Annotated in this window: 17 protein-coding genes; 11 read left to right on the top strand and 6 right to left on the bottom strand. The window is 48.6% G+C overall.

Features of this window, described 5'->3' with window-relative positions:
- The first annotated feature begins 113 nt into the window (after positions 1–113).
- A complete protein-coding gene (locus ACR6Z4_RS11600) occupies positions 114–2,015 on the top strand; it encodes an ABC transporter ATP-binding protein (protein ID WP_479717429.1) in 1,902 nt (633 codons plus the stop codon).
- A gap of 119 nt (positions 2,016–2,134) precedes the next feature.
- On the opposite strand, the gene secF is transcribed toward ACR6Z4_RS11600, so the two are convergent.
- Both secF and secD read right to left on the bottom strand, forming a co-directional pair.
- Positions 2,135–3,115 carry a protein translocase subunit SecF gene (gene secF / locus ACR6Z4_RS11595; RefSeq protein ID WP_479717428.1) on the bottom strand — a complete coding sequence of 327 codons (981 nt, stop codon included), beginning with the start codon at positions 3,113–3,115 and terminating at the stop codon, positions 2,135–2,137.
- The gene (gene secD / locus ACR6Z4_RS11590; protein WP_479717427.1) at positions 3,112–4,524 is read right to left on the bottom strand and encodes a protein translocase subunit SecD; all 1,413 of its coding nucleotides are present in this window, start codon (positions 4,522–4,524) and stop codon (positions 3,112–3,114) included. The genes secF and secD overlap by 4 nt, the downstream gene beginning before the upstream one ends.
- Before the next feature lie 658 nt (positions 4,525–5,182).
- Between secD and ACR6Z4_RS11585 the strand changes: the two genes are divergently transcribed.
- Positions 5,183–7,147 (top strand): PP2C family protein-serine/threonine phosphatase, encoded by a 1,965-nt coding sequence (locus tag ACR6Z4_RS11585; protein ID WP_479717426.1) that lies wholly within the window; start codon positions 5,183–5,185, stop codon positions 7,145–7,147.
- Between the two features lie 98 nt (positions 7,148–7,245).
- Complete coding sequence (locus ACR6Z4_RS11580; protein ID WP_479717425.1) at positions 7,246–7,470, top strand: ferredoxin-thioredoxin reductase variable chain; 225 nt, start codon at positions 7,246–7,248, stop codon at positions 7,468–7,470.
- Positions 7,471–7,899: 429 nt separating this feature from the next.
- On the opposite strand, the gene ACR6Z4_RS11575 is transcribed toward ACR6Z4_RS11580, so the two are convergent.
- Positions 7,900–8,127 (bottom strand): hypothetical protein, encoded by a 228-nt coding sequence (locus ACR6Z4_RS11575; protein ID WP_479717424.1) that lies wholly within the window; start codon positions 8,125–8,127, stop codon positions 7,900–7,902.
- 233 nt (positions 8,128–8,360) lie between these two features.
- Complete coding sequence (gene holA, locus ACR6Z4_RS11570; protein WP_479717423.1) at positions 8,361–9,353, bottom strand: DNA polymerase III subunit delta; 993 nt, start codon at positions 9,351–9,353, stop codon at positions 8,361–8,363.
- Positions 9,354–9,647: 294 nt separating this feature from the next.
- On the opposite strand from holA, the gene ACR6Z4_RS11565 reads away from it, so the two are divergent.
- The 4 genes from ACR6Z4_RS11565 to ACR6Z4_RS11550 all read left to right on the top strand — a co-directional run bounded on the left by ACR6Z4_RS11565 (position 9,648) and on the right by ACR6Z4_RS11550 (position 19,156).
- Positions 9,648–11,495 (top strand): protein kinase domain-containing protein, encoded by a 1,848-nt coding sequence (locus ACR6Z4_RS11565; protein ID WP_479717422.1) that lies wholly within the window; start codon positions 9,648–9,650, stop codon positions 11,493–11,495.
- A 342-nt stretch (positions 11,496–11,837) separates the two neighbouring features.
- Positions 11,838–14,438 (top strand): AAA family ATPase, encoded by a 2,601-nt coding sequence (locus ACR6Z4_RS11560; protein WP_479717421.1) that lies wholly within the window; start codon positions 11,838–11,840, stop codon positions 14,436–14,438.
- A gap of 214 nt (positions 14,439–14,652) precedes the next feature.
- Complete coding sequence (locus tag ACR6Z4_RS11555; protein WP_479717420.1) at positions 14,653–16,500, top strand: YbaK/EbsC family protein; 1,848 nt, start codon at positions 14,653–14,655, stop codon at positions 16,498–16,500.
- Between the two features lie 22 nt (positions 16,501–16,522).
- The gene (locus ACR6Z4_RS11550; protein ID WP_479717419.1) at positions 16,523–19,156 is read left to right on the top strand and encodes a chloride channel protein; all 2,634 of its coding nucleotides are present in this window, start codon (positions 16,523–16,525) and stop codon (positions 19,154–19,156) included.
- A 502-nt stretch (positions 19,157–19,658) separates the two neighbouring features.
- On the opposite strand, the gene ACR6Z4_RS11545 is transcribed toward ACR6Z4_RS11550, so the two are convergent.
- Positions 19,659–19,817, bottom strand: coding sequence for a hypothetical protein (locus ACR6Z4_RS11545; protein WP_479717418.1), 159 nt, complete (start codon positions 19,815–19,817; stop codon positions 19,659–19,661).
- A gap of 99 nt (positions 19,818–19,916) precedes the next feature.
- Here ACR6Z4_RS11545 and ACR6Z4_RS11540 point away from each other — a divergent pair, with 99 nt between their 5' ends.
- The 4 genes from ACR6Z4_RS11540 (at position 19,917) to ACR6Z4_RS11525 (ending at position 24,961) form a co-directional block, all read left to right on the top strand.
- A complete protein-coding gene (locus ACR6Z4_RS11540; RefSeq protein WP_479717417.1) occupies positions 19,917–21,866 on the top strand; it encodes a CHASE2 domain-containing protein in 1,950 nt (649 codons plus the stop codon).
- A 688-nt stretch (positions 21,867–22,554) separates the two neighbouring features.
- Positions 22,555–23,322 carry a DUF928 domain-containing protein gene (locus ACR6Z4_RS11535; RefSeq protein ID WP_479717416.1) on the top strand — a complete coding sequence of 256 codons (768 nt, stop codon included), beginning with the start codon at positions 22,555–22,557 and terminating at the stop codon, positions 23,320–23,322.
- Positions 23,323–23,809: 487 nt separating this feature from the next.
- On the top strand, positions 23,810–24,532 hold the full coding sequence (locus ACR6Z4_RS11530; protein WP_479717415.1) for a DUF928 domain-containing protein: 723 nt from the start codon (positions 23,810–23,812) through the stop codon (positions 24,530–24,532).
- Between the two features lie 150 nt (positions 24,533–24,682).
- Complete coding sequence (locus tag ACR6Z4_RS11525; RefSeq protein WP_479717414.1) at positions 24,683–24,961, top strand: hypothetical protein; 279 nt, start codon at positions 24,683–24,685, stop codon at positions 24,959–24,961.
- Between the two features lie 161 nt (positions 24,962–25,122).
- On the opposite strand, the gene ACR6Z4_RS11520 is transcribed toward ACR6Z4_RS11525, so the two are convergent.
- Positions 25,123–25,911, bottom strand: a complete 789-nt coding sequence (locus tag ACR6Z4_RS11520) for an RNA polymerase sigma factor SigF (RefSeq protein WP_479717413.1) — start codon at positions 25,909–25,911, stop codon at positions 25,123–25,125.
- Positions 25,912–26,200 lie beyond the last annotated feature (289 nt).

The following is a 26,200-nucleotide window of genomic DNA, read 5'->3' as shown; positions in this document are numbered from 1 at the left end:
CGCAATTGCGATTGTTTGGGCAAACTATAGGTATCCAAAGGATTAAGTGCAGATTAAGGGCGATCGCTCACCCGGAACTCGTTATGCGGCATCCCCATCATCCCAAATCAGTCATGCATCGAAAAGTTCGACGGAAAGCAAAGCAGTCAAAACTCAAACAATCAAAACTTAAGGAGCTAATCCAACAACGGCAAGCCAATCAATTTGAGGCGAGTAAGAAAACCCGCTTCTGGAAAATGATGGCAAATACGCCCCGGTTGATCCGACTAGTCTGGAATGCGACACCGGGATGGTTGCTCTTAAGTTTAATAATTACGTTGCTGGGGTCTGGCATCCCGATTGCCCAGTTATATGTCAACAAGTTGATTGTCGATCAGGTGATCGGTTCTGTGACCCATACAGCCGTCAATCTCACCCATTTGTTTATGTTAATTGGGTCGGGTTTGGGGCTGACGTTGGCGCAAGCGGCTGTGACTCAGAGCAATGTCTATGTGTCTCAGGTTTTGAGCGATCGCTTTACTCTCTATGCCAACGATATTTTGCTCCAACAGGCGCTACGACTGGATTTAGCGCATTATGAATTGCCAGAGTTTTACGACACGCTGAACCGGGCACAACAAAGCGGCAGTAGTTATCCCGTTAAAGTCCTGAGCAACCTCACCACCCTGGCAGGGCAGGTGCTGACTTTTGCGGGATTGTTGACCCTGCTGTTGCGGTTTAATCCCATCATCTTAGTGTTGTTGCTGTTGACCTCGCTGCCTGCGTTTTGGGTCGGCGTCAATTTTTCCAACCGTCGCTTTTGGATGTTGCGTCGGCAAACCCAAAGTTCGCGCCTAGCCGATTACTTCCAGAAAATTTTGCTCAGCGATTCTTATGTCAAAGAGGTGCGGCTATTCAATCTGGGCGATTATCTGATCAATCGCTGGCGCAAAATTCGGGGCGAATTTAACCAGGAATCTGCCAGTTTAGCGGCGCAGCAATCGTCGGTGCGCTTTGGGGTCAGCCTGGTTGCCAATTTAGGGTTTTATAGCGCTTACACCTGGGTCGTCGTCCAGGCAGCACGCGGAATCATCACCATTGGTGATCTGTCAATGTATAGTGGCGCATTTCAGCAATCGCAGAATGTCATGCAAAATATGTTGCTCAATCTGGCAACGCTGTATGAGAACAATCTCTATGTGTCTCAGTACTTTGAGTTCATGAACATTCAGCCGCAAATTGTCAGCCCCAAAACTCCGCAACAATTTCCCATCTCGATGCAAAAGGGGTTGGAGTTGCGCCATGTCACCTTTACCTATCCTGATGCCCACAAACCAACCTTATATGATCTAAACCTGACCGTGAAACCGGGTGAAAGTATTGCGCTGGTGGGTTCCAATGGTGCCGGTAAGACAACGTTGCTGAAACTGCTGACCCGATTTTATGACCTGGATCAAGGTGAAATTATTATCGATGGCATCCCGTTGCAAGAGTTTGATGTACAAGATTTGCGGCGCAATGTTGGGGTGGTGTTCCAAGACTTTGCTCGCTACAACCTGAGTGTGCAAGAAAATATTGGCTTTGGTGATGTCGAACAGGTAAAAAACCTGCGTCGAATTAAGCAAGCTGCCAAAGATGCTGGGGCAACCAGTGTGATCAAAAAGCTGGAACGGAAGTATCAAACGGTTCTCGGAAAAACGTTTCCCGATAGTACCGAACTGTCGGGTGGGCAGTGGCAGCGGATTGGGTTATCCCGTGCGTTTATGACACCCGCACAAATTCTGATTCTCGATGAACCGACCGCCGCCTTAGATGCGATCGCAGAATATGACCTGTTCCAACGCTTCCGGCAATTGACCGAAGGAAAAATGACATTTTTGGTCAGCCATCGGTTTTCTACTGTTCGTATGGCCGATCGCATTGTCGTGTTAGAGCATGGGCGCATTGTCGAAGTTGGCAGTCATGCAGAGTTGATGGCACAAGAGGGCTTGTACGCCAAGATGTTTAACCTGCAAGCATCAAGTTATAGCCATTAGTTTTAGTAGTCACGGAATGATGTTTGTAGCGCGGGCGTCGCCCGCGCTACAAACATTATTCATTTTTAGATTGAGCATGCGACGGCGAAGCCGTCGCATGCTCAAAACAAATTGGAGCCTTATGAATCTTCGGGGGTGATTGAAGAATCCATCGGTTCCGCGTCTGCAAATGCTGGCAGATCTTTCTCGGTGCGTTCGCGCCACCAGGCTAATAATGTACTGGCAATGAAGATGCTGGAATATGCACCCGCCACGAACCCTACAATTAACGCCAGTGCAAAATATTTAAGCGTCTCTCCCCCTAAGAAAAAGATGGCAGTGAGCGGAAACAGGGTGGTTAAGGTCGTATTAATCGATCGCGATAGGGTCTGATCGACGGCATCTTCAACAACTGTGTCGATGTCTGAGGTGGGATTATTTTTCAGGACTTCTCGAATGCGATCGTAAATCACAACCGTGTCGTTGACGGAGAACCCAACAATGGTTAACAAGGCAACGATAAACAGGCTATCAACCTCAACGCCAAACGCCAAACCTAAGATGGCAAAGATGCCGATGGTAATTAAGACATCGTGGAGCAGTGCCACCATCGACAAAATGGCATAGTCGAGCTGAAACCGAAAGCTGAGATACACCGTGATACCCGCGAAAGATAGCACCAGTGCCAGCAACCCAGCTGTAAATAATTGACGCCCCAGTGTTGGTCCAACCGTATCAATTTTGGTGGATTTCGGATCAAACTTGCCCAGCTTTGCACTTAATGCTTCTTGCAGCTTGCCGCGCTCGTCTGGAGAAAGGGCAGAGGTACGAATCGAAACAGATTGGCGATCGTTGCCTAAAATCTGAATGCTACTGTTGGCTAAGTCTTGCTCATCCAAAACACTTCGCACATCAGATAATTCGAGTGGTTGGGCGCAGTTTTCGGCTTGAGTGCAGTCTCGTTCTAACTGCAAGCGGGTGCCACCCACAAAGTCAAGGCTAGGCCGTAGGGGTACACCAGTCTGCACCCAAGAAATGCCCATCGCAATCACCCCACTCAGGATGAGTGCCAGAGAAAGAGTCCACCACAGCGATCGCTGCTTAATTACATGTAATTTCATGAGGTTGCCTCCACCTGAGGCTTAGTCGCAGAGGGAAGATTGGGACAATACCAGTTAGGTTTACGAAAGGTTGGGAAACTAATAATAAAGAAAAGCATGGTGCGGCTACACGTCAATGCCGTAAACATACTGATCAAAACCCCTAACCCCAGCGTCAAAGCAAACCCTTTGACCAAACCTGAACCCAGCCAAAATAGGGCACCACAGGAAATTAGAGTGGTGACGTTACTATCCAGAATGCTAGAAAACGCTCGGTAGAAGCCTGATTCGACCGAACGATAGAGGCTTTTCCCAGCTTTTAACTCTTCGCGGGTGCGCTCAAAAATCAGCACATTGGCATCTACTGCCATGCCGATGCTGAGGATAAAACCCGCAATACCCGGTAGTGTCAGCGTCACATTCAGTAAGTTAAACGCTGCCAGCGTCAGCAACGAATAGACTACCAATGCCAGGTCTGCAATCAGCCCCGGTAGGCGATAGTACGCCACCATAAAAATCAGGACGCCGACTAAACCTGCAACCCCGGCATAGATACTGCGTTGCACACTGTCACGACCCAGGGTGGCACCTACGGTTCGGTTCTCAATCACTTCGACGGGCACAGGTAAAGCACCCCCTCGCAGTTGCACCGCCAGGTCACTCGCTTTTTGGGTATCAAAACTGCCCGTAATGCTGGCACGACCGCCAGAAATCCCGGTTTCGGCGTAGCGAGCTTCGACTGTGGGCGCGCTTAAGAGCGTGTCATCCAAAAAGATGCCCAGGCTGCGCCCGGTTCCGGCAATATTTTTGGTTAAATCGGCAAAGGCTTCGCCGCCTTTACTGTCAAATACCAGGACAACTTCCCAACTGGCATTGCTAACGGGTTGGGCATAGGCATTTTGCAGCCGATCGCCCGTTAAGCCTGTCTTTTCAAATAATGCTGCGATCGCTTCATTACTGCTTTTCAACGATTCCTGATTTTTGGCGATCGCCTCTGCTGAGCCACCATTTTTCAATTGCTCTTGTTCATTCAATAACCCTTGTCTCACCTGAAACTCAACCCCAAGCTGAGTCTCAGAGCCTTTTTTCTGGGTACGAAAATCCAATTGGGCAGTGCCACCCAAAACCCGCTCTGCCTGCTCTGGATCACTGACCCCTGGCAACTGAATCAAGAGTTGGTCTTCACCCGCCGTTTGCACGACAGCTTCTGAAACTCCAAGCCCATTAATTCGGTTTTCAACAACGCGCTTAACCCCTTCCAACTTATCGGGTGTAATTTCTGGAACGGTATCGGTTGTTTTGACCTGGAGTGTTAACTGGCTACCGCCTTGCAAATCTAACCCCAGCTTTGTCGGCACTTTGACAATTACGCCGATCGCCACGATGGTCAAGACCAAAATTAAAACTAAGAGTGAACGCTGTCTGCCCATATTTATTGTTATTCCATCAATCGCTATGATAGCTGCATTTTGTCCGGTACCAACGGTGAGTCAGCCGTCAGGTGGTGTCAGGTCTGACGCTTTCTTGCTGGCGAACTCAGGCGAGCGATGCCCATCTCATCAGACTTACAGTCTATCTAATTCACGATCCCGAGGTTCACGATTCCAAGGTTCACGATCTTAAGGATTGGGAATTAAATAACTGCGATGATTTGTTGTACGGGCGAACGGCCGTTCGCCCCTTCGAACGATTCAATAGTCGATCTTATTTACAGCCATTTTCAATTGATTAAGCCACGGATTTTTTGTTGTGTGCCGCGCGGAGCGCGGTACACAACAAAAAATCTAAACATTCAAGCACGAAGCGCTGTAATTCACGATCCTGAGATTGTTGTATCGCCTGACGCGATGGCGTCAGGTCGGGCATGTGATTAACACCAGATCCCTAACCCAGGTTGGACAAGATTTGAAGAAGGTTTAAATTTAGGTCGGTTGCTGAATTTGGCTATGAAAGTAGGTTCTCAACCGCTTAAAAGTAGGTAGCCTTAATGGAATGTCAAAAATAAGATGAGGACGTTGCTACTCCTCCAACAGATTCGGTTTAACTCCTATAAATAAATTAAAATCATTTTTTTGATATTGCCCGATTATGAATCCTTCTCCGTTACTGGTTCAATGCCCCAACCCCAACTGCCTTCATGCGGAAAATGTCGCAGGGCAACCTTTGTGCGATCGCTGCCAAACCCCTTTGGACTATCGCTACCTGTGGGCAGTAGGAAAAGGCGTAGAACAATTGCCTCTGGGTGATCTACTCGAAAACCGCTATAGCGTCTTTGCGCCACGAGTGTTGCTAGACACTCAACCGGCTATCAAACCCACTGCCCCCGAGGAACTGCCCGCGATCGCCGCATCCTATCTGCGTCTGTTCCCCCATCGTTTGCACGTTCCTGTGATCTACGCCATTTGCCAGTTGGAGGATGGCAATCAGGTGTTGTTGCTGGAAAATGCGCCGTTAGATACACGGGGCCATCTCTATGCCACGATTGCTTCTGCCTGGTCGCAAGCGACAGCCGTGCGGCAAGTATATTGGCTATGGCAATTGTTAGAGCTGTGGCAGCCTTTGGAAGAGATTGGGGCACTTTCAAGTTTGCTGAAGGTAGAAAATTTGCGGGTTGAAGGCTGGCGGGTTCGCTTACGAGAACTAACGTTTGATCAGTCGGATGCGGATGCCCCTGTGCCCCAACTTAAGCATCTAGCCAGTGTCTGGCTGACCTGGCTGGATAGCGCGCAAGAACCGATCAGGCAACCCTTACAAGCTCTCTGCCAGCAGATGCAGACGGTCGAGAATTCTGAAACCGGCTTGAAGGCGATCGCCACAGCCCTGAATCAGATTTTGTTAGAACAGGCTGCCCAACTGCCGCTCAAGTTAAAAATTGCCGGAGCTACGTCTTCAGGGCCCCAACGGAGCCATAACGAAGATGCCTGTTATCCCCTGACGGTGGGGGTAAAGCAACCCTCTAACGATCCCCTCATACCTAATTTAGCGATCGTGTGTGATGGCATTGGCGGTCATGCCGGGGGCGAAGTTGCCAGTCAGATGGCGTTGCGGTCTTTGCAGTTACAAATTTTGGCACTGTTGGCAGAAATTGCCGAACAAACCGACTTGACCCCGCCCGAAGTTGTCGCCTACCAGTTAGAAGCGATCGTGCGGGTCGTAAACAACGTCATTGCCGAACAAAACAATGCCCAAGGGCGGGAATCGCGTCAGCGGATGGGCACGACGCTGGTGATGGCACTCCAATTTCCTCAAAATATTGCCACGCCCACAGGGTTTAGCAATACCCATGAGCTGTATCTGGTGAATGTGGGTGATAGTCGGGCGTACTGGTTGACCCCGCGCTATTGCCATCTGCTGACGGTAGATGATGATGTTGCCTCCAGAGATGTCTGGATGGGGCGCAATCTATATCGCGAATCGTTAGCACGCAATGATGCCGGTGCATTGATTCAGGCGGTTGGTACGCGCGAAGGAGACTCGTTGCGTCCGACGGTGCAACGGTTCATTTTGGAGGAAGATGGCTTACTGCTGTTGTGTTCGGATGGGCTGAGTGATGGCGATCGCGTGGAAGCGGCATGGGAAGAAACCACGCGCCTGGTGTTAAAAGGCAATATGTCGTTAGAAGCTGCTGTGCAGTCTTGGGTAAATTTAGCAAACCAACTGAATGGTCATGACAATACCTCGGTTGTTATCTTGCATTGCCAAGTGTCACCCGAGAACCTGCAACTCTTTGTGCCAGAAGAACCCACCCAGCCCCCCACGAAGCCGATCGATGCAGAACTGTCAGCGTCTGCCAGAGCGTTGTTATACGACGCAGAAACTCCCACCCCTACCCCACCGCCTGCGGCACCTGCCCCTGCGGCTAAGCCTGTACCCCGTCCCAAGCCTCCGGCTACGCTTAATCTCTGGGCGCTAACATTAGGAACGGCTGTTTTAATGTTTGTCTTGGGTGCATTAGTGATTACGGCATGGCGACAAGCAGACCCGGTGAGATTTCAGCGCACGTTTGAGCGGTTGTTCTCACCCGCATCGCAACCACCCCCAAGTCGCCCATAGAGGATCATCATATGCAAAGATTATCTAATGTAATAAGCAAAATGTAAGATGCCCTTTCCTGTTAGGTTTGAGCAATTGTAGGGAGAATACGAGCGTTTATGAAAGTTGGCGATCGCGTTCGCGTAAAAGAGTCGATCATTGTCTATCACCATCCGCAGCATCGTAATGAAGCGTTTGATTTACACGGCATGGAAGGTGAAGTCATTGGCATTATTAAAGAATGGCAAGGAAAACCTATCAGCGCCAATTTCCCGTTTCAAGTCAAATTTGAGGGCAAATTTAGAGCGCACCTGCGCGACACTGAAGTTGAACTAGTGGAGTAATACCAGGTGGTAGTGTTTCAAATCTGTTGTTCATTTTTTAGCATTGCTATAGCAATATGCAGGTTGATTAAGTACAGGGGGTGCAGGGGGAACCGCCCCCTGCGTGGGGGTTCCACCCCCACACCCTGTACTCAACCCAAGTGGGTACCGCTATAAAAAATGAACAACAGATCTAGAACAGCATCAGAAAAGTTCAGAGTCTGCATCGGTTATCAGCGCTGGGCACGGTTGATCTAATCTATTACACCAACTTAAAAGATTTGGAGGGGGTGGAGGGGGTAAACCCCCTTTTGGGGGCGCAGCCCCCAAACCCCCATGTTGCAAAATTTCGTGTTTGCAACACTATGAAATGTGATGTGGGTGCCGTACAAAGCACGGCACCCACACCACATTTCATAGCTGGATTAAGCAATGCTGTTATCAGCGCTGTTAGCGAAATTGGGTAAACCAACGAAAAATATTGAGTTCTCGGCGCATGGTTTGCAACTCCCGACGATGCTGTTCGGCAACCTGCTCATACCAATCACAATATTGGGCAAACGCTTGGCGATGCCGGACTTCTTCGTAAAACTGATAGGTGACCCGATGAACTTCGACAGCTTCTTCGGCGCTGTTTTGAGGAATGGGAACGATGTAGTGAGAAAGCGGATCAGACATGAGGGCAGGCTCCCAGCAGCAGATCAGTTTTAGGGGTTTGCGTGCAGTTGAGTGGGGGCAACGTCCCCAGGCAAACTCATCTGCACATACTCTATAACGCTTCGTTCTTAACTGGATTACAGGTGTTGAGAGAGAACTGCGCTCTGCGCGGCTCTCTCTCAACAATTTGTACTCGCGCCATTGAGAATTGCTATCTATCTTTAAGAGTAGCGGTATATCCCCAGTTTTAGGGATCAGCGCGTCCCCGGTTGATAGAGCTGGCAAAGTTCAATCAGCTTAATTTGAAAAAACGAAACCTCTTCAGCCCCTTGCTTTAGTCCAGCTTCGAGTGCCAATAGGAGAGGTAACGTCTGTTGAAGGCTGCGAAGTGACAGGGGCTTAACTTCTTGCTGCAAAAAATAAATGCGTTTGGGATTGCCAATCTCCGCTGCCTGGGCAATTTCTCGTTCATCACGAATCCCTGACTCAATCATCAGCTTCACCCACAGCCATGTGCGAAACTGTCCGACCAGCGTTGCCACAATTCGCAAGGGGACTTCATTGCGCCTAAACAGGTCTTCTAATAACGACAAGGCTTTAGCTGTTTCACCCTGGCGAATGGCAGCGGCTAACTGAAAACTATTTTGGCTGGATGCATGAACCAATGCCTCGATCGCTTCTCGATCGATCGCTTTTTTGGCATCGCCCATATACAGCTTGAGCTTTTCCAGTTCATTAAACAACTGACGCGTATCATTGCCCACCGCCTCAGCCAGTAATTGCGTGGCATCGGTTGTGAGTTTCAGGTCTAGCTCTTGGGCAATGGTGCGAACTTGCTGGACAAGTTGATCCGTTTTCCAGGGTGGAATGGAGGCAAACTCTCGAATTTCAGCATATTTCTGAAATAGCTTGGTCGATTTAATGCGACCATCGGGTTTGGCGCTGGTGGTCAGCAATAGCACCGTCGTCTCTGGCAGGTGTGATAAGGTGCGTTCTAGCTCACTTAGCAAGTCTTCTGGACATTTCTGGCAAACGGTTGTATCTGATAGCCAAACCATGCGATCGCCCATGCCAAAGGGGGGTGTCATTGCTTGGTTTAGCGCCTGCACCACTCCATCCGCTTGATCTGCGCCAATCTTGTCATAGTTGAAACTGATCCAGTCCGGATCAATCGTGCGATCGCGCAGTCGTTTAACCGCCCGATTCATCGCAAAATCGTCGTCTCCCCAGTAGAGATAAATAGGCATAGGCGATCGTTCTAATCTTTGAGGTTTAATACCGATTTAATGTGAAGCTTCATCTCATTCAACCCCCGGCTGTTGCCGTCCCCTTTGCCAAGGGGGACTACAGGGGGTTTTAATCTGGCGCAACTTCATAAAAGAGTTGGATAAGGGTTGAGTTGGCGATGGACTATTAACAAATTAACAGGTTGGCAGGCAGGTGGATTTAATCTATGAATAAGCCCTGAATTTGGGTAGAGACGCGATGAATCGCGTCTCTACCTGCGAATCTTGACCCCTGATCCCTAATCTCCAAAATCTGTGAATATCAACTACTGCTGTAACCCGATCTGTCCTCATCCTCAAAATTCTATGGGGATCAATTTTTGTCAGCATTGCGGATTTCGGTTGTTGTTGGGCGATCGCTATGGGGCGTATAACGTCATTGGTGGCGGCACCTACAGCCGCACCTATCTAGCACTCGATACCCGTAAGCTAGTTGATCCCCGTTGTATTATCAAAAGTTTTGTCTACCAGGCAGATAAGGCAGAGCAAGCCATGGAGGTGTTTCGTCGGGAAGCTGCCATTTTAGACGAACTGGGACACCATCCTCAGATCCCTGACCTGTATGCCTATTTTGAACGGGGAGTGCAGCAATATCTGGTGCAAGAGTTTGTCGAGGGTCGCAATCTGCAACAACAGATGGCAGAAGACGGGAGCTTTGATGAACCTCAGATTCGACAGGTATTGCAAGACATTCTCCCAGTCTTGCAGTTTCTCCATGACCATAAAGTCATTCATCGGGATGTGAAACCTACCAATCTAATCCGCACCCATCGAGAGCAACGGTTGATGCTGGTCGATTTTGCTGCCATGAAACATGCGACCCAGTCTGCCATCGGTCGAACCGGAACGGTGCTGGGCAGTGCCGAATATGTGGCACCCGAACAACTCGTCGGACGGGCGATGTTTGCCAGCGATCTCTATAGTTTGGGGGTGACCTGTGTCCATTTGCTAACAGGATTGAGTCCGTTTGAGTTATATGACAGCCATAGCAACCAATGGTTTTGGCGTAGTGTGGCAGGTGAGGTGAGCGATCGCCTGGGGCAAATTTTAGATCGATTGTTGCGCAGCGATGTCAGCGATCGCTATCAAACTGCCACGGCTGTGCTCAAAGATCTGGAGATCTCGAACATCGCAACGGTGCCGCTGACGCGGGTGGGCACGACCCAGATGATTGCCCGTCATCTGCCAGAAACTCAATGCTGGCAAAAACTATGGACGTTAACGGCGGGCACCGAAGTCAATGCGATCGCCATTACCCCTGATGGACAAACCTTAATCAGCGGGGGCAACGATGGTGTGGTGCAGGGCTGGAGTTTGCTATCGGGCGAATTGTTATTTAGCTTGACGGGTCACCAGGGTGCCATTGCGGCGATCGCCATCAGTCCTGATGGTCAAACTGTAGTCAGCAGCAGTTGGGATACGACCCTGCGCCGATGGGATCTCGCCAGCCAAACCGCACAACAGGTGTTTTCTGGACATAGTGCGGTCGTTACCTGTCTCGTCATCGAACCATCAAAAAACCTGTTAATCAGCGGTAGCCGAGATCAGACGCTGCGGATATGGAGCATGGCTACGGGGCAGCACCTCAAAACCTTAACGGGTCATCGAGCGGGGATAGAAGCGATCGCCCTCAGTGCCGAACAGCCGATGTTAGCAACGGGGGATAGCAACGGTGCGGTCAAAATCTGGCACTTAGAAACGCAGGAATTATTGCGTACCCTATCGGGGCATACTGGAGCAGTTCAAGCTCTGGTGATTAGCCCTGCATTAACGGCGATCGCCCAGACGCCTGACGAAATTTTGATCAGCGGCAGTTGGGATATGACGATTAAACTGCGTAATATCCATACCGGAGGGTTGCGACATAATTTGTCAGGTCATTTGTTACCCGTCAGTGCATTAGCCCTCAATCCACAACACATTCTGGCAACGGGTAGCCATGATGCGACTGTAAAGCTCTGGGATCTTGCCTCCGGTCGGGCGATCGCCAGCTTATCAGGACATACCAAAGCCGTAGAATCGGTCGCATCCAGTGCCGACGGCAGCATCCTTGCCAGTGCCAGTCAAGATGGTACGATTCGGGTCTACAGCGTTTCTGTGTAACGGGACTTATTACAAGAACATTGATATCCGGCTCAAGAACTGCGGAATTTTCTATAGTACTGGTGGAGAGGGTGGAAACGTTTTTGACGATAGCGCTTCGCGCTCGACTAGAACCAGATGATGGTTGGCATGCCATGCAGAGAATGGTGCTCAAATCATCATCCGTGCTCCACTCGATTGAACATCGCTATAGAGCAGCCGAAGGCTGGTTAGGACAGGGGCGCGGGGGCTGTGCCCCCGGACAGGGGTTCCACCCCTGCACCCCGTCCTAATTAACCACATGAGGGACTTAACCGCTATCAACCCTTCAGGGCAGCATTACCACTGAGGAGAAAGGGATCAATGGGGTTCAATATACAACGGGTGTTTGCTGCATTATTAACATCCAAACTTGACCGCAGGAGTGAGATATCTGCCACGCCCCGTAAAGGGCGATCGCACTCTGACGCAACCCTTGATTTTTTTCACGGTCAAGGCACCGTCGAAGAAACCATTCATCCCCAGCGTCGGGGACGGGTCGGATTTCAAGGCACATCCTGGTACGCCACCTGTCAGCAAGACTGCATCATTTTCCGGGGAGAGGTGGTCGATATTGTGGGGATGGAAAGCATTACCCTACTGGTCGAACCTGCCTTTTTGCTGAAAGCCTCAGGATATGGCTTGGAACGAATTCGTCAGGTGGCAGGGCAAAACGGCTGGACGCCAGACAACCCAGATTGGCTATCGACCCTCTCCTTACCGTCAGCCAGCGATCCCCGCACTCCTCTATCGGTTCACAACTCTCTGGAAACCTGGAAACGGTTTATTCAGGGTAAACCGCTGTATATCGACCTGTTCAAAGAGTATTGCGCCCTTCTAAATTTACCCTGGAAAGAAATTGTCGGGTTCTATGCGGGGCATGCTGCCGCTGCCAGGGCAACGGCGACTCAATCGGAAGTCCTATCGCCCATTTCTGCGTTTGTCGGACGAGACCAGGCGATCGCAGATCTCAACGCATTAACCCACGCCGGGACAAACGTGATTTGTGTGGTAGGAGAAGGCGGATTAGGCAAAACGGCACTGGCACGCCGCTTCTTTGCCCAAGCAGGCTTTGACACCGTGCTGGAATGCTGGATCGGTAAAGACGCCCAGGCGGTGACGAGCATCGAGAGTATTGTGCAAGATTGGCTACAGCGCGACTTGGGCGAACAACCGGGGCAACAACTAGGCGTATCACTGGAGCGCTTACGTCGCCAACTGCAATCCCAACGCATTGGCATTGCCATCGATAACTTGGAATCAGTGCTCGATCGCAATGGCAGGTTTTGTGATGACCACCGTGATTACATTGAGTTGCTCACCGTGTTATCTGATCCAACCGTGCGATCGCTCACGCTAATCACGAGCCGAGAACCGCTGCACGAGCCGAACCCGACGATTCATTCCTATGCTTTAAAGGAGCTGGATCAAGCGGCGTGGCAACAGTTTTTTGGCGATCGCCAAATTGTGGCGACTTCCCCCGTTTTGCAAGCCATCCATCACGCCTTTGGCGGCAATGCCAAAGCGATGAACCTGCTCAGTAGTATGGCTCGGGTCGATTTTGCAGGTGATTTAGACGCCTATTGGCAAGAGCATTGCCATGATCTCAGCCTCAACGCCGACCTGGAAAATCTGGCGACCAGTCAGTTTGAACGACTGCGATTGATCTATCCGGAAGCCTATCGGCTGCTCTGCCGCCTGGGGTGTTACCGCTATCAAGATATTCCTAGAGTGCCGATCGAAGGGTTGTTTTGTTTGCTCTGGGACGTGCCTAAAGAGCAACATCAACAGATCGTCAAATTTCTTAGAGAACTATCGTTGGTCGAGGTAACCGATGGAGAATACTGGCTCCATATCGTAATTCAACTCAAAGCGATCGCCTTACTCAAGTCGTCGGGAGACTGGCAGGAAAGCAACCAGAGAGCTGCCCAATTTTGGAGTAATCAGGTCGCCGCTGTAGAAACCACGGAAGATGCTCTGAGAGCTTTAGAAGCGTACTACCACTACATGCAAATGGATCAGCCTGCGATCGCTGCCGAGGTGATTTTGCAGTGTCGTGACAACCGTTGGGAGAAAAGTGAACCTCTGGGGGTGTCTTTCTATCGATTGGGCTTATTAAAACGCATGATTGCGGTGATTATGCCGATCATCGATCAGATTGAACCGGGCTATGCCCTGAGCAAATTGCACAATATTTTAGGAGATCTGTATTGGCTAACGGGGTATCCCAAACAGGCGATCGCCTGTCACCAAAAATCACGCGAGGTGGCGATCGCCAGTCAATTAAAAGATTTAGAAATTGCTGCACTGTTTAATATCGGTCTTTGCCAGATCGAACTCGGAGAAGTGAAAGACGCGCTTAAACTATTTCGAGAAGTTAATGCGCTGGCAGAAAATACAGACCATCACAAATATGCCGTGGGTTCCTGGTTTTGTTCTGCCTATCTTTATTCCTGTTTAGGCTATGTCAAAGAAGCCTTAGAACTTGCCAAAAAAGTATCGGTTGAATATCCTAAAATTTCTACAGATTCATGGAGTCGAGGCTACAGTTTATTGTTTTTGGGGCGCACCCTCAACAATGTTGGGGATCAGAAAAAAGCGGAAAAACTATACACTATGGCAAAGGCATATGCTGAAGAAAGCCACTACATTTTAGTCAAAGCCGGAGCGCTCAATGGTCTTGCCCAAATTGAACGCGATCGCCAAAATTTTGCGGCTGCCATTTCCCAACATTTAGCGGCAAAAGACCTGTTAGAGGCGATTGAAGCTAATGGAGATTTGGCAGAAGTTTACTATCAACTGGGGTTAACTCAACAACAAATGCAGCAGGTGGATCAGAGTCGCTCTAGTTTTCAACAAGCGTTACAATTGTTCGAACAAATTGGTGCGGTAAAGCAGGCAGAAAAAGTTCGTCGTCACCTTTGATTTATATTGCGATCGAGAGTCTGATCAGGTTGATTCCCAGCACAGGTTTGTAGAAGAGCTTGGGTTCACGACTGGTTTGTGAATGCGATCGATTCTAATACCAATTTAATGAGCGATCGCACCAGATACCGTAGGGGCGCATTGCGATGCGCCCTTACACTAGGTCGATGTGCCTTGGAGCCTGTTTAAAACCGTATAAAAATATACTAAACCTATGGATAATGATCAGATCGAAGCAATGAACGTGAGCACGACTCACGTTGTATCAACGATTAAAAATAAATTTCATGCCGAAGGATTAATCAGTTTTTTTGCCATCAAGCCCTATAGTTTTACAATCTCAAGTGGCTTACTCACACTCGACACGGAAAACTGTATTTTGCTGGAGTTTTCAACTCCCTTTGAAGAATTTCCAGACATTTATAAGTCTCCAGTCTATCGATTGCTCGTAATTTTTAGTCTGCGAGACGAAACTCAATTTTCGCCCGCATTACAAACTGTTTTTCGCAGGCTGCAAGACAAAGATAATATTGATCGCATTGTTTTATGGTCTACCTCTATTATTGATCCCTATATCTTGCAGATCCTAAAAACGTGCAACACAGATGTTATTTTTATTGATATTCCTTCATTGGATGAAGTCCATAAAGCTAAAGCAATCTCTTATTTTATTCCGATCGAAGGGAACGATTTGGAGTATTCTTTAACCATCAATCTTGTGGCTGAACGATTGATTAAACGTCTTAAAAAGATGTTTCATCTGGTTCTTTCAGAGGTTAGTGCAGCCATTTATGATGAGCATTACGCCAAGACAAAAATTGCCACAGGCTCAGCCATGGAGTTTGAAGAAAAGAAGTTGTTTGAGCTTCTGAAGCGATTAAAAGCAGAAGGAAAAACAAGTCTGGCAATTGATATTGGGTGCGGCACAGGAAGACATAGCTTTCTGTTGTCCAAGATCTTTCACGAAGTCTATGGCTATGACTTTTCTCCCCGCATGATTAAAGAGGCGAACGATCGCAAACGCAAAGAAGATATTACGAATATTCTTTTTGCTGTCAATGATTTTGAATATGAAAAGTTTTTAGAAGAGAATGATTTTTCTGGGAAATGTGATTTAGTGGTTGCCAGTTTTGGTATGGGCAGCTTTATTGAAGAAACGCCTGAAATGCTGCGGCGATTTTATACCTGGCTTAAACCAGAAGGATATATATTTCTTTCGTTTTATAATGCCGGAGCAATTACCCTAAATGTTATTCCCAGTTGGAGAGATACCTCATTGACAGCTCAGGTGGATAAAGATAGCCATTCTTTAGAAGTAAACTTAACCTCTAAAACCCGATTTAATGTATTTTGTAAGCTGTTTGATGACGGCACAAGGGGCGAAATTAATAAGATTTTTAATATCGATGAAATTGTCACCTATCCTACGATTATGGCTTTGTTGCCCAATAGCTTATTAGAAAGTGAGCTGGCAATGGAGTTTTTTAAACGGGTGGATGAGGTGATTGCCAATGATCATGAAAGCCATTTTGCTCAACGGGGATATTACGTCACTGTGATCGCCCATAAGGCAGAAAAAAATCCAACAGGATACCAAAACATCCAGGAGTTTTTACACACTCACAACGTCATCTATGAAGTGTTGGAACATAAACCCGTTCTTTCCATAGACGATGTGATTCAGCAAGTGGGATATCGCCCCAATTGCATGATCAAAACCATTATTTTTAAAAATACAAAAACAGAGGAATTTATTGCGGTGTCGGTGCAGGCAGAAAAGCAAGTTGATAAAACCAAAGTTGCCCACGCCTTGGAGATTAGTTCTAACCGCATTAAATTTGCGACTGAAAAAGAAGTATTAGAAATTGGCTTTCCTGTAGGGGGTGTGGCACCCTTTGGATTTGAGCCAACGATTCGCTTAGTCAAATTTTTAGATCAGGCGATCGCAACTCAGCCTTGCGAATGGCTTTACACTGGCATTGGCGATAATCGCAAAACCCTGAAGATTCAGAAAACAGATTTTCTTCGGATTACCGCAGACTACAGGCAAATTGAACTGTAACTGAGACTGTAAAGCAGACTGAATGTGGGCTAATCTTATCCCCAAGCAATTTCCCAGATTACTGGTCAAGTCTAAACGACTGGCAATTTTTGAAGCCTGTGTCATTGGGTTAGTATCCGGTTTGGCAGCCGTGTTACTAAAACAAGGCGTTGGCTGGATAGGTGGCTGGCGCATTCATCTTTCCCATCAATTTCCTCCCATCCTGGTATTACCCTTCATTGGTTTGGTGGGCGGCTGGCTGGCAGGGTGGCTGGTCGAACGATTTGCGCCGGAAGCCGCCGGAAGTGGTATTCCCCAGGTCAAAGCCGCCTTATGCAATGTCCCGATCGCCCTCAATCTCAGAGTGGCACTTGTCAAACTTGTGAGTGTCATGTTGACGCTGGGATCAGGTCTTAACCTGGGTCGCCAGGGACCGACGGTGCAGGTGGGTGCTGCTTTGGCAGGGCAACTCAGCCAATGGATTCCGACGTCTCCTGAATATCGACGGCAGTTGCTTGCCGCCGGTGCCGCCGCAGGACTGGCAGCCGGATTTAATGCGCCGATCGCCGGTGTTCTGTTTGTTGTCGAAGAATTTCTCCGCGATTTTTCCGGCTTGACCCTGGGAACAGCGATTTTGGCATCTTTTATTGGTGCTGTTGTCTCGCGGTTGTTGGGTGGCAATGGACTCAGTCTGGATCTAGACCCTACTGAAATGCGAGCCAGTTTCTCTCTTCAAGATGTACCTTTCTTTCTGGTATTGGGGCTATTAGCAGGGTTATTAGGCGCATTATTCTGCAAAGGAATTTTCTTGAGTTTGCGCTTTAATCGCCATATCATTCGCCTCAGCTTGCCCTGGAAAGTCGGTCTGGCAGGGTTATTTTCTGGAATTGTCTCTGCCTTATTGCCTACGACATTTCAAGACAACACCGGATTGCAAAGCTTTTTTAGCACAGGAGAGGTCGTCTGGTGGATTCCCTTGATGGTGTTTGTCGTGAAGTTTGGCTTAACCCTGGTTGCTTATGGCTCTGGTGCGCCAGGGGGAATTTTTGCTCCTTCGTTAATTTTGGGTTCAGCGCTGGGCTATTCCGTCGGGTTTGGGGCGCATTACTTAGAAGATTGGGTCGGTCTGCCGTTGGGGTTGCCCAGGGGAATTAGCCCGGAAATGACCTATGCGCTGGCAGGAATGGGCGCTTTTTTTAGTGCTGTTACCCGAGGTCCGATTACGGCGATCGTCATCGTATTTGAAATTACGACAGACTTTAACCTGGTTTTGCCGTTGATGATTGGCTCGGTGATCGCTTATTTGATTGCCGATCGCATTGCCAGCGGCTCATTTTATAAACAATTGCTGACCTGGAATGGCATTCATATTGATCAAGAGGTAGAAGCGACCCAAGTTCTCTGGGCAGATTTGACCGCAGCAGACTTGATGCAACGTCGAGTAGAAACGCTCTCTAGTGGCATGAGTATTACTGAAGCCAAACAGGCATTTTCGCGATCGCACCATCGCGGGTTTCCTGTCGTCGATGAAACCAAACTGATTGGCATTGTCACCCAAAGTGATCTGGCAGACCCGTCTCGATATCCCGCTAGCGATCAAACGGCGACCCTGGCGGATATCATGACACCTCAACCCGTAACGGTGGGTCCTAAAGATCCGTTGACTCAGGTTTTATATCTGCTCAATCGCTTTAAGCTGAGTCGGTTGCCGGTCACAGAAGGTCAAAAATTGGTTGGCATTATTACCCGCGCCGATATTATTCGGGCTGAAGCCGACCAACTGAGTGGTGATACCAAACATGGACCGCCGCCAGAACCGTCTTACCTGGTTTATCAAACGCGATCGCCCGCTACGGGCAAAACTCGATTATTAGTACCCCTGAGTAATCCTCAAACGGCACCCGATTTATTGAAATTGGCAATGGCGATCGCTCGTTATGACCAGTGCGAACTGGAATGTTTGCAAGTCATTCTGGTACCCAGAGGTCAATCGCCTTCAGAAACGGAAGTCCGCACGACTGCCAGTCGGCGTCTACTGCGGCAAGCAGAACAGCAAGGTCGGGCATGGCAAATTCCCGTCCATACCCAAATTCGGATTGCCCATGACGCCGCTCAAGCCATGCTGGAGACGATTAAGGAACGCCATATTGATCGGGTGTTGATGGGGTGGAAAGGCAATACAGCCACCCCTGGACGCGTTTTCGGCAACGTCGTCGATACCATGATTCGCCAAGCACCGTGCGAAGTTATCCTGGTCAAGTTTACTGACAATCCACTTTTCAATCACTGGCTGATTCCGATCGCTGGAGGTCCGAATTCTTCACAAGCCCTGAAATTATTACCTGCGTTCGCCAGTCTGAGTGAAACCCCAGAAATTCAGATTTGTCAGGTGTTTGAAACCAAACCGTCTATTGCTGAAACAGCGCCGTTGAGACTGATTACCCTCAAGTTGAGTCAACAGATCCATTGTCCCGTCGTTGCCCGTCCGATCCAGGGTACGGCTGTTGCTGAACTGATTATGCAGGTGGCATGGCGCGATGGATGCGATGTGATTATGCTGGGGGCTAGTCGAGAAGGGTTGTTAGAGCAGGTGATTAAGGGCAATATTCCCGGAGCGATCGCCCGTGATAGTAACCGGACTGTGATTTTGGTGCGAGGTGCGATCGCGCATAGCTAAGACCAGATCTCTGTAGTCTCAGCTGAAAACTTGATGTTAAAAATAGGATGGGAGAAATCCCATAGCGCTACGTACTCAGGTCAGGATGGGGTGCAGAGGTAACTCCCCTGCATGGGGGTGCCACCCACACCCCAGACTTAACCCAAGCGGGTACCGCTATATACCTTTGACCGTGGACATTAACATTAATTGTTAAGGATCATGGATTTAATAAACCCCGATTCTTTTTGAGAGAGCGGCGGCGAAGCCGCCGCTCTCTCAAAAAGAATGACAGGTTAATTAGTCTGTGATCCTAAGACAGGTTGTATAGCGTGAGGTGATTTGAGGGCATCTTACGTTATTAAACAGCCTTAAGATTGCGATAGATTGATAGACCCGATCGTGTCCTTCCAGGTGTGCACTCTAGTTCTTCCGATTTTCTAAACAGCAAGAGATAAAACCCAGATATTTTGTTTTTGCGATCGCGGCAATGCAGCGCTGACAAAATAAATCTTCGGTTTTATTACATCCACGCTCCCAAGCAATGTCTGCCATTGCGACCGTAACCATGGGCTGGATAGAAAATGAATGCAGCGATCGCTCGGCTGCCTACCTCGTCATCGGCAGAAATTGATTTTTGTCTTGCAAAAATCGAGTCGTACACCAATCGTAACAGAGGCATCCTGTGGTCTTTAAGCGATTCTATCGAACATATAATGCTTGCAACACCTGGGTTGTAGGGTACTGGTCACGCCTGGATTCAAGATTAAAAGCCATTTCCATGATCAGCCTGACCGTTACAGGGCTGGTCATCGGCATTCGACATCTGGGCTGGTTGCAACCGCTAGAGCTACGAGTTTACGATCGCATGATGCTGTTGCGTCAAGATGAAGCCCAAGATCCGCGATTACTCCTTGTTACAATCACCGAATCAGATATCCGGGAACTCAACCGTTCTACTCCATCCGACGCGACAATCGCTCAAGTCTTACAAATTCTCAACCAATATCAGCCCCAGGTAATTGGGCTAGATCTCTATCGTGATCTGCCTCAAGACCCCGGCAATGAAGACTTACGGGCACAACTCAAATCGCCTCGTGTCATTGTCATCACCAAGCTAGGCGACACCGATGACGACAGCGTTCCGCCACCACCGGGGGTAACCGATGATCAAATTGGGTTCAACGATTTTGTTACCGATCCCGATGGCGTCATTCGTCGCAGCTTACTATTTGGCGGTCCCCACTCGTCTTTTGCTATCCAAATTGCCTTCCACTATTTGAATGCGTACAACATTCCGCCTCAGGCAAGTGCCCTCGACCCGACGTATATGCAACTGGGCAACGCTGTCTTCATCCCTTTAACCCCTAATGCGGGTGCCTATGAAGGGCTGGATGCGGCTGGATATCAGGTGATGTTGAATTATCGATCGCCCAGAAATCTCGCTAGAGAAGTGACGCTTACCGATGTCCTCAACCGTCGCATTGACCCAGAGTGGGTGCGAGGCAAAATCGTATTGATCGGCACTACGGCACCGAGTGGCAAAGATCTGTTTTACACCCCCTATAGTGCTGGCGAACAAGCCAACCACCTGATGTCGGGTGTACAAATTCATGCCCAGATTGTCAGCCAAATTCTTAGTGCGGCGATCGACGATCGCCCGTTGATCTGGTTTTGGCACGATTGGCTAGAAGATTTGTGGATTTTAGGATGGTCGCTAACGGGTGGCATTATTGCCTGGTGGATACGTCACCCCCTCCTTTTAGGGTTAAGTAGCATTGCCGGAGTCGGCTCTCTCTCAGGGACGTGTTTTTTTCTGTTTACCCAATATGGCTGGGTGCCCGGTGTGGCTCCAGCCGTTGCCATGCTAGCTACTATTGGCACCGTCGTCGCTTACCGGGCACAGCAAGCCCAACGGCAACAACAAATGGTGATGACCCTGTTGGGGCAAAATACATCACCTGAAATCGCCGCTGCCCTTTGGAATAATCGCGATCGCCTGATTCAGTCGGGCAAACTGCCGGGGCAAAAGCTGGTTGCTACCATGCTGTTTACTGATATCCGAGGATTTAGTACCCTCTCCGAACAGATGTCTCCGGAAGCCTTACTCGATTGGTTGAACGAGTATCTAGAAGCAATGACTCAGGAAATTCAAATCCATCACGGCATCGTTAACAAATTTACAGGAGATGGTCTACTGGCTGTTTTTGGGGTGCCGATGCCGCGCACAACCCCAGAAGAAATTGCAGAAGATGCATATCGAGCCGTAGCGTGTGCGTTGGCAATGGGCGATCGCCTGCAAACTCTCAATCAACAATGGCAACAAAGGGGCTTCAACCCCATCCAGATGAGAGTCGGTATTTTCACAGGTCCGATTGTAGCCGGAAGTTTGGGAGGAAGAGACCGCATGGAATACGGCGTGATTGGTGACAGTGTTAACATTGCTTCACGCCTGGAAAGTTGTGCAAAAGAACGGCAATTTGGCGTTTGTCGAATTTTAATTGCCGAAGAAACGTTAATCTTAGTCGAACAAAAATTCCAAGTCGAACCCTGGGGAAGAATGGAACTCCGAGGCAAACAGCATCTCGTCGATGTCTATCGCGTGGTGAGTCATACAGTCAATATGTCCACTCCTGAGGTGAGTTCCTCCCCAGAACCCGTAAATGTACAGAATAATAACTCCAGTCTCAATATGGAAACAAAAGCAAATTCGTTGAATCTATTGGAGTAGGGATAAAACCAACGTGATTAATCATCCGAGGTTAAAAATAATACATAGATCCAATCTACTTAGGGAACTAAAATTTTTCTGTCAGGGAAGTTTTTAGTTCCCCTACTGGCGGTAATACGCAATAGACCTACCCATAAAGCCCCTTTAATCACACTGCATACCTGCACACCGCACAGAAATAGAATCTATCGTCTGACTGAATGCGGTTCCTCATATACACTGTCGCGGGGCGTAACCCAAGGGATCTGAAGACAAGCTGTAAGCTTTGAAGAAAAGCCTGACATCGGGATGACTCGATTGTTTAATCGATGGCATCTGTTCTCTGCCAGATCCCAAGGATCGTGGATTTAATAAAACCGAAGATTTATTTTTGGAAGCGCGGCGAAGCCGCGCTTCCAAAAATAAACGTCCGGATTTTATTTAATTTGTGATCCTAAATAGATTAGTAGACCCAATTAAAAGGTTTTACAACGGGGTGCAGGGGTAGAACCCCTGCGTGGGGGCGCAGCCCCCACCTCCCATGTTGCAAAATTTGGTGGTTGTAATACTAATGCGGAGAAAGGACAGGGAAATTATTCCTTAGCCAGGAATTGCAATCTCTACCCTCATTTCCTAACTATGTTTATTTCCTGCGACAAAATAGTCTGAAAACCAGACCCAACCATCCTATACAGTCGAGAATCGCACTATGTTTTCATTCAATGCTCGCCAGTTTTATCGCTCTGTATTGATTGCTACCCAAGTTGCGTTGTCTCTAGGAATTATCTTGGGTGGGTTCCCCTGGGTGGCACTTGCACAAGAGTATGATCCGCCCAATCGTGGCTTACCCGGACGTCGAGAAGGGGGTGGCACCAGAGGCTGTTGGACAGGGCAAGATAATGCAAGCGATCGCACTCTGACCGCACTTGTCCCTTCTCAGAACTTTGGATATACCCTGGCGGCCTATCCCACCTTCTTTGTCTATGTCCCACCCGCCTATGCACAACAAGCAGCGGCTGCCGAATTCGCCCTCGTCGATGACAAAGGGAATGAAGTCTATAAAGCTACGTTTCAAACGATGGCAAATACCAGCATTGTTGAACTCGGTCTGCCGGAGACGATCAACCTGCCTCCCCTGGAAGTGGGCAAAGATTATTACTGGAGTTTCTCCTTGGTCTGTGATTTGGCAGATCGGTCTGCGGATTTGGTTGTCGATAGCTGGATTCAACGAATCGAACCGACACCCGAGCAAGCCAGAGCGATCGAAAGTGCAACTCCAGAGGAATTGCCTGCACTGTATGCGCAAGAAGGTATTTGGTACGATGCACTCCACAGTTTGGCAGATAACAGAACCCAACTGGGCAACTCTGTAGCGGCGTCTCAATGGAATCAACTATTAGGTTCTGTTGGGTTAGATCAGATCACGCTGGATGTGGCAGTTCAGGCTCCCAATACGACACAACCTGAGATGCCGTAAACGGGGGCAACTAATACTCAGGGGCACTCAGGGGGAGTTGAGCGCAGATTAGATAACTCCTCGCCCAATTCCTGACAATGAACTGTAGCGATTCTCAATGGTGTTATGAGAGCCGCGCTCCGCGCGGCTCTCATACAAAAACCCTAATATATCCAGGCGTGAAGCGCCATAACCTCAGGTATTTGAAAAGTAAACTTGACCAAATAGGGGGTGTAAGGGCACTGTCCCTGCATCCCTTTGTTTTTAAACCAGGATTAGCATTTCATCCGTTTGTAATAGTCGATCGATCCAAAAAACTCAGTCGGTATAGCAGTACGCATTGGCGTTAGAACGGGGTGCAGGGGTGAAACCCCTGCGTGGAGGCACCGCCCCCACCACCCCTGATGTTCTAACTGGATTGCGTAGAACCATAATCGTTTAGAGATGCTGCTAATTTTTGAGAAACCCTTGAAATAACACTACTCAGCGTTAGCTTGGAGTTCTGATTATGCTTCCTCGATCGCTTTCTATTCCTCGTGTTGTCGTCGGTCTGGGTCTAGCTCTAACAATGGGCTTACTCAGCATTCCCACTCAAGCCATGGCTCAAGAATACAATCCTCCAGATCGTGGGCTACCCGGTCGTCGAGAAGGGGGAGGAACCCGAGGGGGATGTCTTAGCAATGCGCAGCATTTGGTGGCACTGATGCCGGTTACTAATTTTGGGCTAACGACGCAGGAAAGTCCGTCGCTCTTTTGGTATATTCCCTCACTTTCAGCGATATCCGCAGAGTTTGTCTTATTAGACGCCAATGATAATGAAGTTTATACGACCACGATTCAACTGACGGGCAATGAAGGCATTGTTAGCCTTGTGATTCCTCTAATCAGAGATGAGGCTTTAGGCAAGGATGTTTCTCGTTTGGAGGTGGGTAAAGACTACCACTGGTACTTTTCCTTAATTTGTGATGCGCGCGATCGCTCTTCAGATATTTTTGTCGAGGGTTGGATCCAGCGCACTCAGCTAAGTCAAGCGATGACAACTCGGTTGGAAACCATATCAGAAGGCGATCGCCCGACTGCCTATGCTGAACTGGGTCTTTGGTACGACGCTCTGGGAACATTAGCCACTCTGCGTCAGGCTCAACCGCAAGATGAAGCCACTGTAGCTGCGTGGAACACTCTGTTGAATTCAGTAGATCTGAGCGCCCTGGCGAGTCAACCCTTACTCTGATGCCGGATTTGGGTTGGATGAGAGGCATTCTCGTCGTTACAGGAGTGAGCTAAACCCCGGATTTGTAAACTTTTGTAAAGTGAGCCGCATCAGACTAGAGTGGGAATACTGAAAAAAGAAGCTTAGAAATCCCTGTCGAGAACAATAACCATGCTTGAAACTCTTTCGAACGGCATTCTCTACCATGGTTGGCGCATCAAAGTTATTTCAGATGTCGATGAATTCCTGTTTTGCTGCTACCACCCTGACTTCCCTGATTTTTGTAACGATGGGTCGATGTACTCCAGTTCGAGAGATGCATTGTTGGCAGCACGTCAATTTGTTGATCGCGAAATTGCCATCCAGGCGTTGTTCAATATCTTTGGGGATTGGTTATTAACTCAGAAAATTACAGATGAGGAATACTGGAATTTAACCAATTTTGAATAGTGATTTATCTACGGAAATGCTGTTCAGTTAAATGAGGTTGACTGTTCAGTTGGCTGAGATCAATGCCAACGGTCAACGTTTTTGACTGAAATTGGCGGTCATTGGCGATCGCTGATCGTCGAGAGAGTAAGAGCAGGAGTTGAGAATTAAACACTGAGATGTTATCGAGCTGTTTCCGTTGAACCCACTTGCGTTTGCAGCAACGCAACCATTTGACTGATCCCCCGATGAATGCGGCGGGTTACGGTCATAGGGCTAACACCAATGCGCTCAGAGACTTCTTGCCTCGACATGCCGTGGTAGTAAACATACTCAATTGCGGTTCGTGTTTTTTCTTCGAGCTGATTGAGCGCGCTCTGAAGTTGTTGCCGGTCTTCTTCCCAAATTTGTAACGTTTGATAGTGGGAATCTGCCAGCGTTTCAACCAGCGTCAAACTTGAATCGTTTTGTTGGGTTGCGGTTGCATCCAGACTCAAAAGCGAACGATTTTGGTTCGACAGCCTGATATCTTGCCATTCCTGCATTGAAACACCCAGAGCTTGAGCGATTTCGTCTTCCTTGGGGCTGCGGCCTAAATTTGCAGTGAGTTGCTCTCGAATCTTTTGTCCGCGTTTTTGTAACTCTTGCCAACGACGAGGCACTTTTACAGAACTACCGCGATCGCGCAAATAGTGGAGAATTTCGCCGCGAATGTAGGGCACGGCAAAGGAACTGAAGGCACAACCATGATTGGGATCAAACCGTTCGATCGCTCGAATTAACCCCATGTAACCAATCTGTTCGAGATCTTCAAAGGGTTCTGCACACTGATAGCTCATGCGGTGAGCGATTTTACGGACTAGCCCTGCATTCAGCCGAACCAATTTATTGCGGAGTTCTACCGTGGGGTTTTGGTAGTAGGAAACTAACAGTGCGATTCCCATGGAACGGGGAGAAGATGGATCAGCCATTGCTAACGAAACCTCGCTTTCAGACCTGAGCCTATTGTGCAAAGAGTCAGCAGTAAAGAGGATCGTTGTTTTACGGGTTTATTTGCGGGGGGTTTGTCCGTAGACCGCATAATTACGGAGAATTCACGCTAACTTCGCAAATTTCAAGGCAAATTGGGGGATATGGAACCTCAGAATATTTACTAGCTTCTTCTACTAATGTTTTGTAAAGCAGAGTATAGCCCTGCCACTCCGAACCCAAATCATGATGAGTTGGGAATGGGATTAAATAACGTCGATGATGTGTCGT

This window comes from Calyptranema fuscum S582 (genome assembly GCF_055793305.1).
Note: the sequence above shows the minus strand (reverse complement) of the source record. Positions and strands in the feature narration are given on the sequence as shown.

Coding starts and splice junctions, on each gene's coding strand:
- ACR6Z4_RS11540 (WP_479717417.1), top strand. CDS start 19,917: ATGATCAGCCTGACCGTTACAGGGCTGGTCATCGGCATTCGACATCTG.
- ACR6Z4_RS11585 (WP_479717426.1), top strand. CDS start 5,183: ATGAATCCTTCTCCGTTACTGGTTCAATGCCCCAACCCCAACTGCCTT.
- ACR6Z4_RS11575 (WP_479717424.1), bottom strand. CDS start 8,127: ATGTCTGATCCGCTTTCTCACTACATCGTTCCCATTCCTCAAAACAGC.
- holA (WP_479717423.1), bottom strand. CDS start 9,353: ATGCCTATTTATCTCTACTGGGGAGACGACGATTTTGCGATGAATCGG.
- secD (WP_479717427.1), bottom strand. CDS start 4,524: ATGGGCAGACAGCGTTCACTCTTAGTTTTAATTTTGGTCTTGACCATC.
- ACR6Z4_RS11525 (WP_479717414.1), top strand. CDS start 24,683: ATGCTTGAAACTCTTTCGAACGGCATTCTCTACCATGGTTGGCGCATC.
- ACR6Z4_RS11580 (WP_479717425.1), top strand. CDS start 7,246: ATGAAAGTTGGCGATCGCGTTCGCGTAAAAGAGTCGATCATTGTCTAT.
- ACR6Z4_RS11555 (WP_479717420.1), top strand. CDS start 14,653: ATGGATAATGATCAGATCGAAGCAATGAACGTGAGCACGACTCACGTT.
- ACR6Z4_RS11550 (WP_479717419.1), top strand. CDS start 16,523: ATGTGGGCTAATCTTATCCCCAAGCAATTTCCCAGATTACTGGTCAAG.
- ACR6Z4_RS11600 (WP_479717429.1), top strand. CDS start 114: ATGCATCGAAAAGTTCGACGGAAAGCAAAGCAGTCAAAACTCAAACAA.
- secF (WP_479717428.1), bottom strand. CDS start 3,115: ATGAAATTACATGTAATTAAGCAGCGATCGCTGTGGTGGACTCTTTCT.
- ACR6Z4_RS11535 (WP_479717416.1), top strand. CDS start 22,555: ATGTTTTCATTCAATGCTCGCCAGTTTTATCGCTCTGTATTGATTGCT.
- ACR6Z4_RS11520 (WP_479717413.1), bottom strand. CDS start 25,911: ATGGCTGATCCATCTTCTCCCCGTTCCATGGGAATCGCACTGTTAGTT.
- ACR6Z4_RS11545 (WP_479717418.1), bottom strand. CDS start 19,817: ATGCCTCTGTTACGATTGGTGTACGACTCGATTTTTGCAAGACAAAAA.
- ACR6Z4_RS11530 (WP_479717415.1), top strand. CDS start 23,810: ATGCTTCCTCGATCGCTTTCTATTCCTCGTGTTGTCGTCGGTCTGGGT.
- ACR6Z4_RS11560 (WP_479717421.1), top strand. CDS start 11,838: ATGGGGTTCAATATACAACGGGTGTTTGCTGCATTATTAACATCCAAA.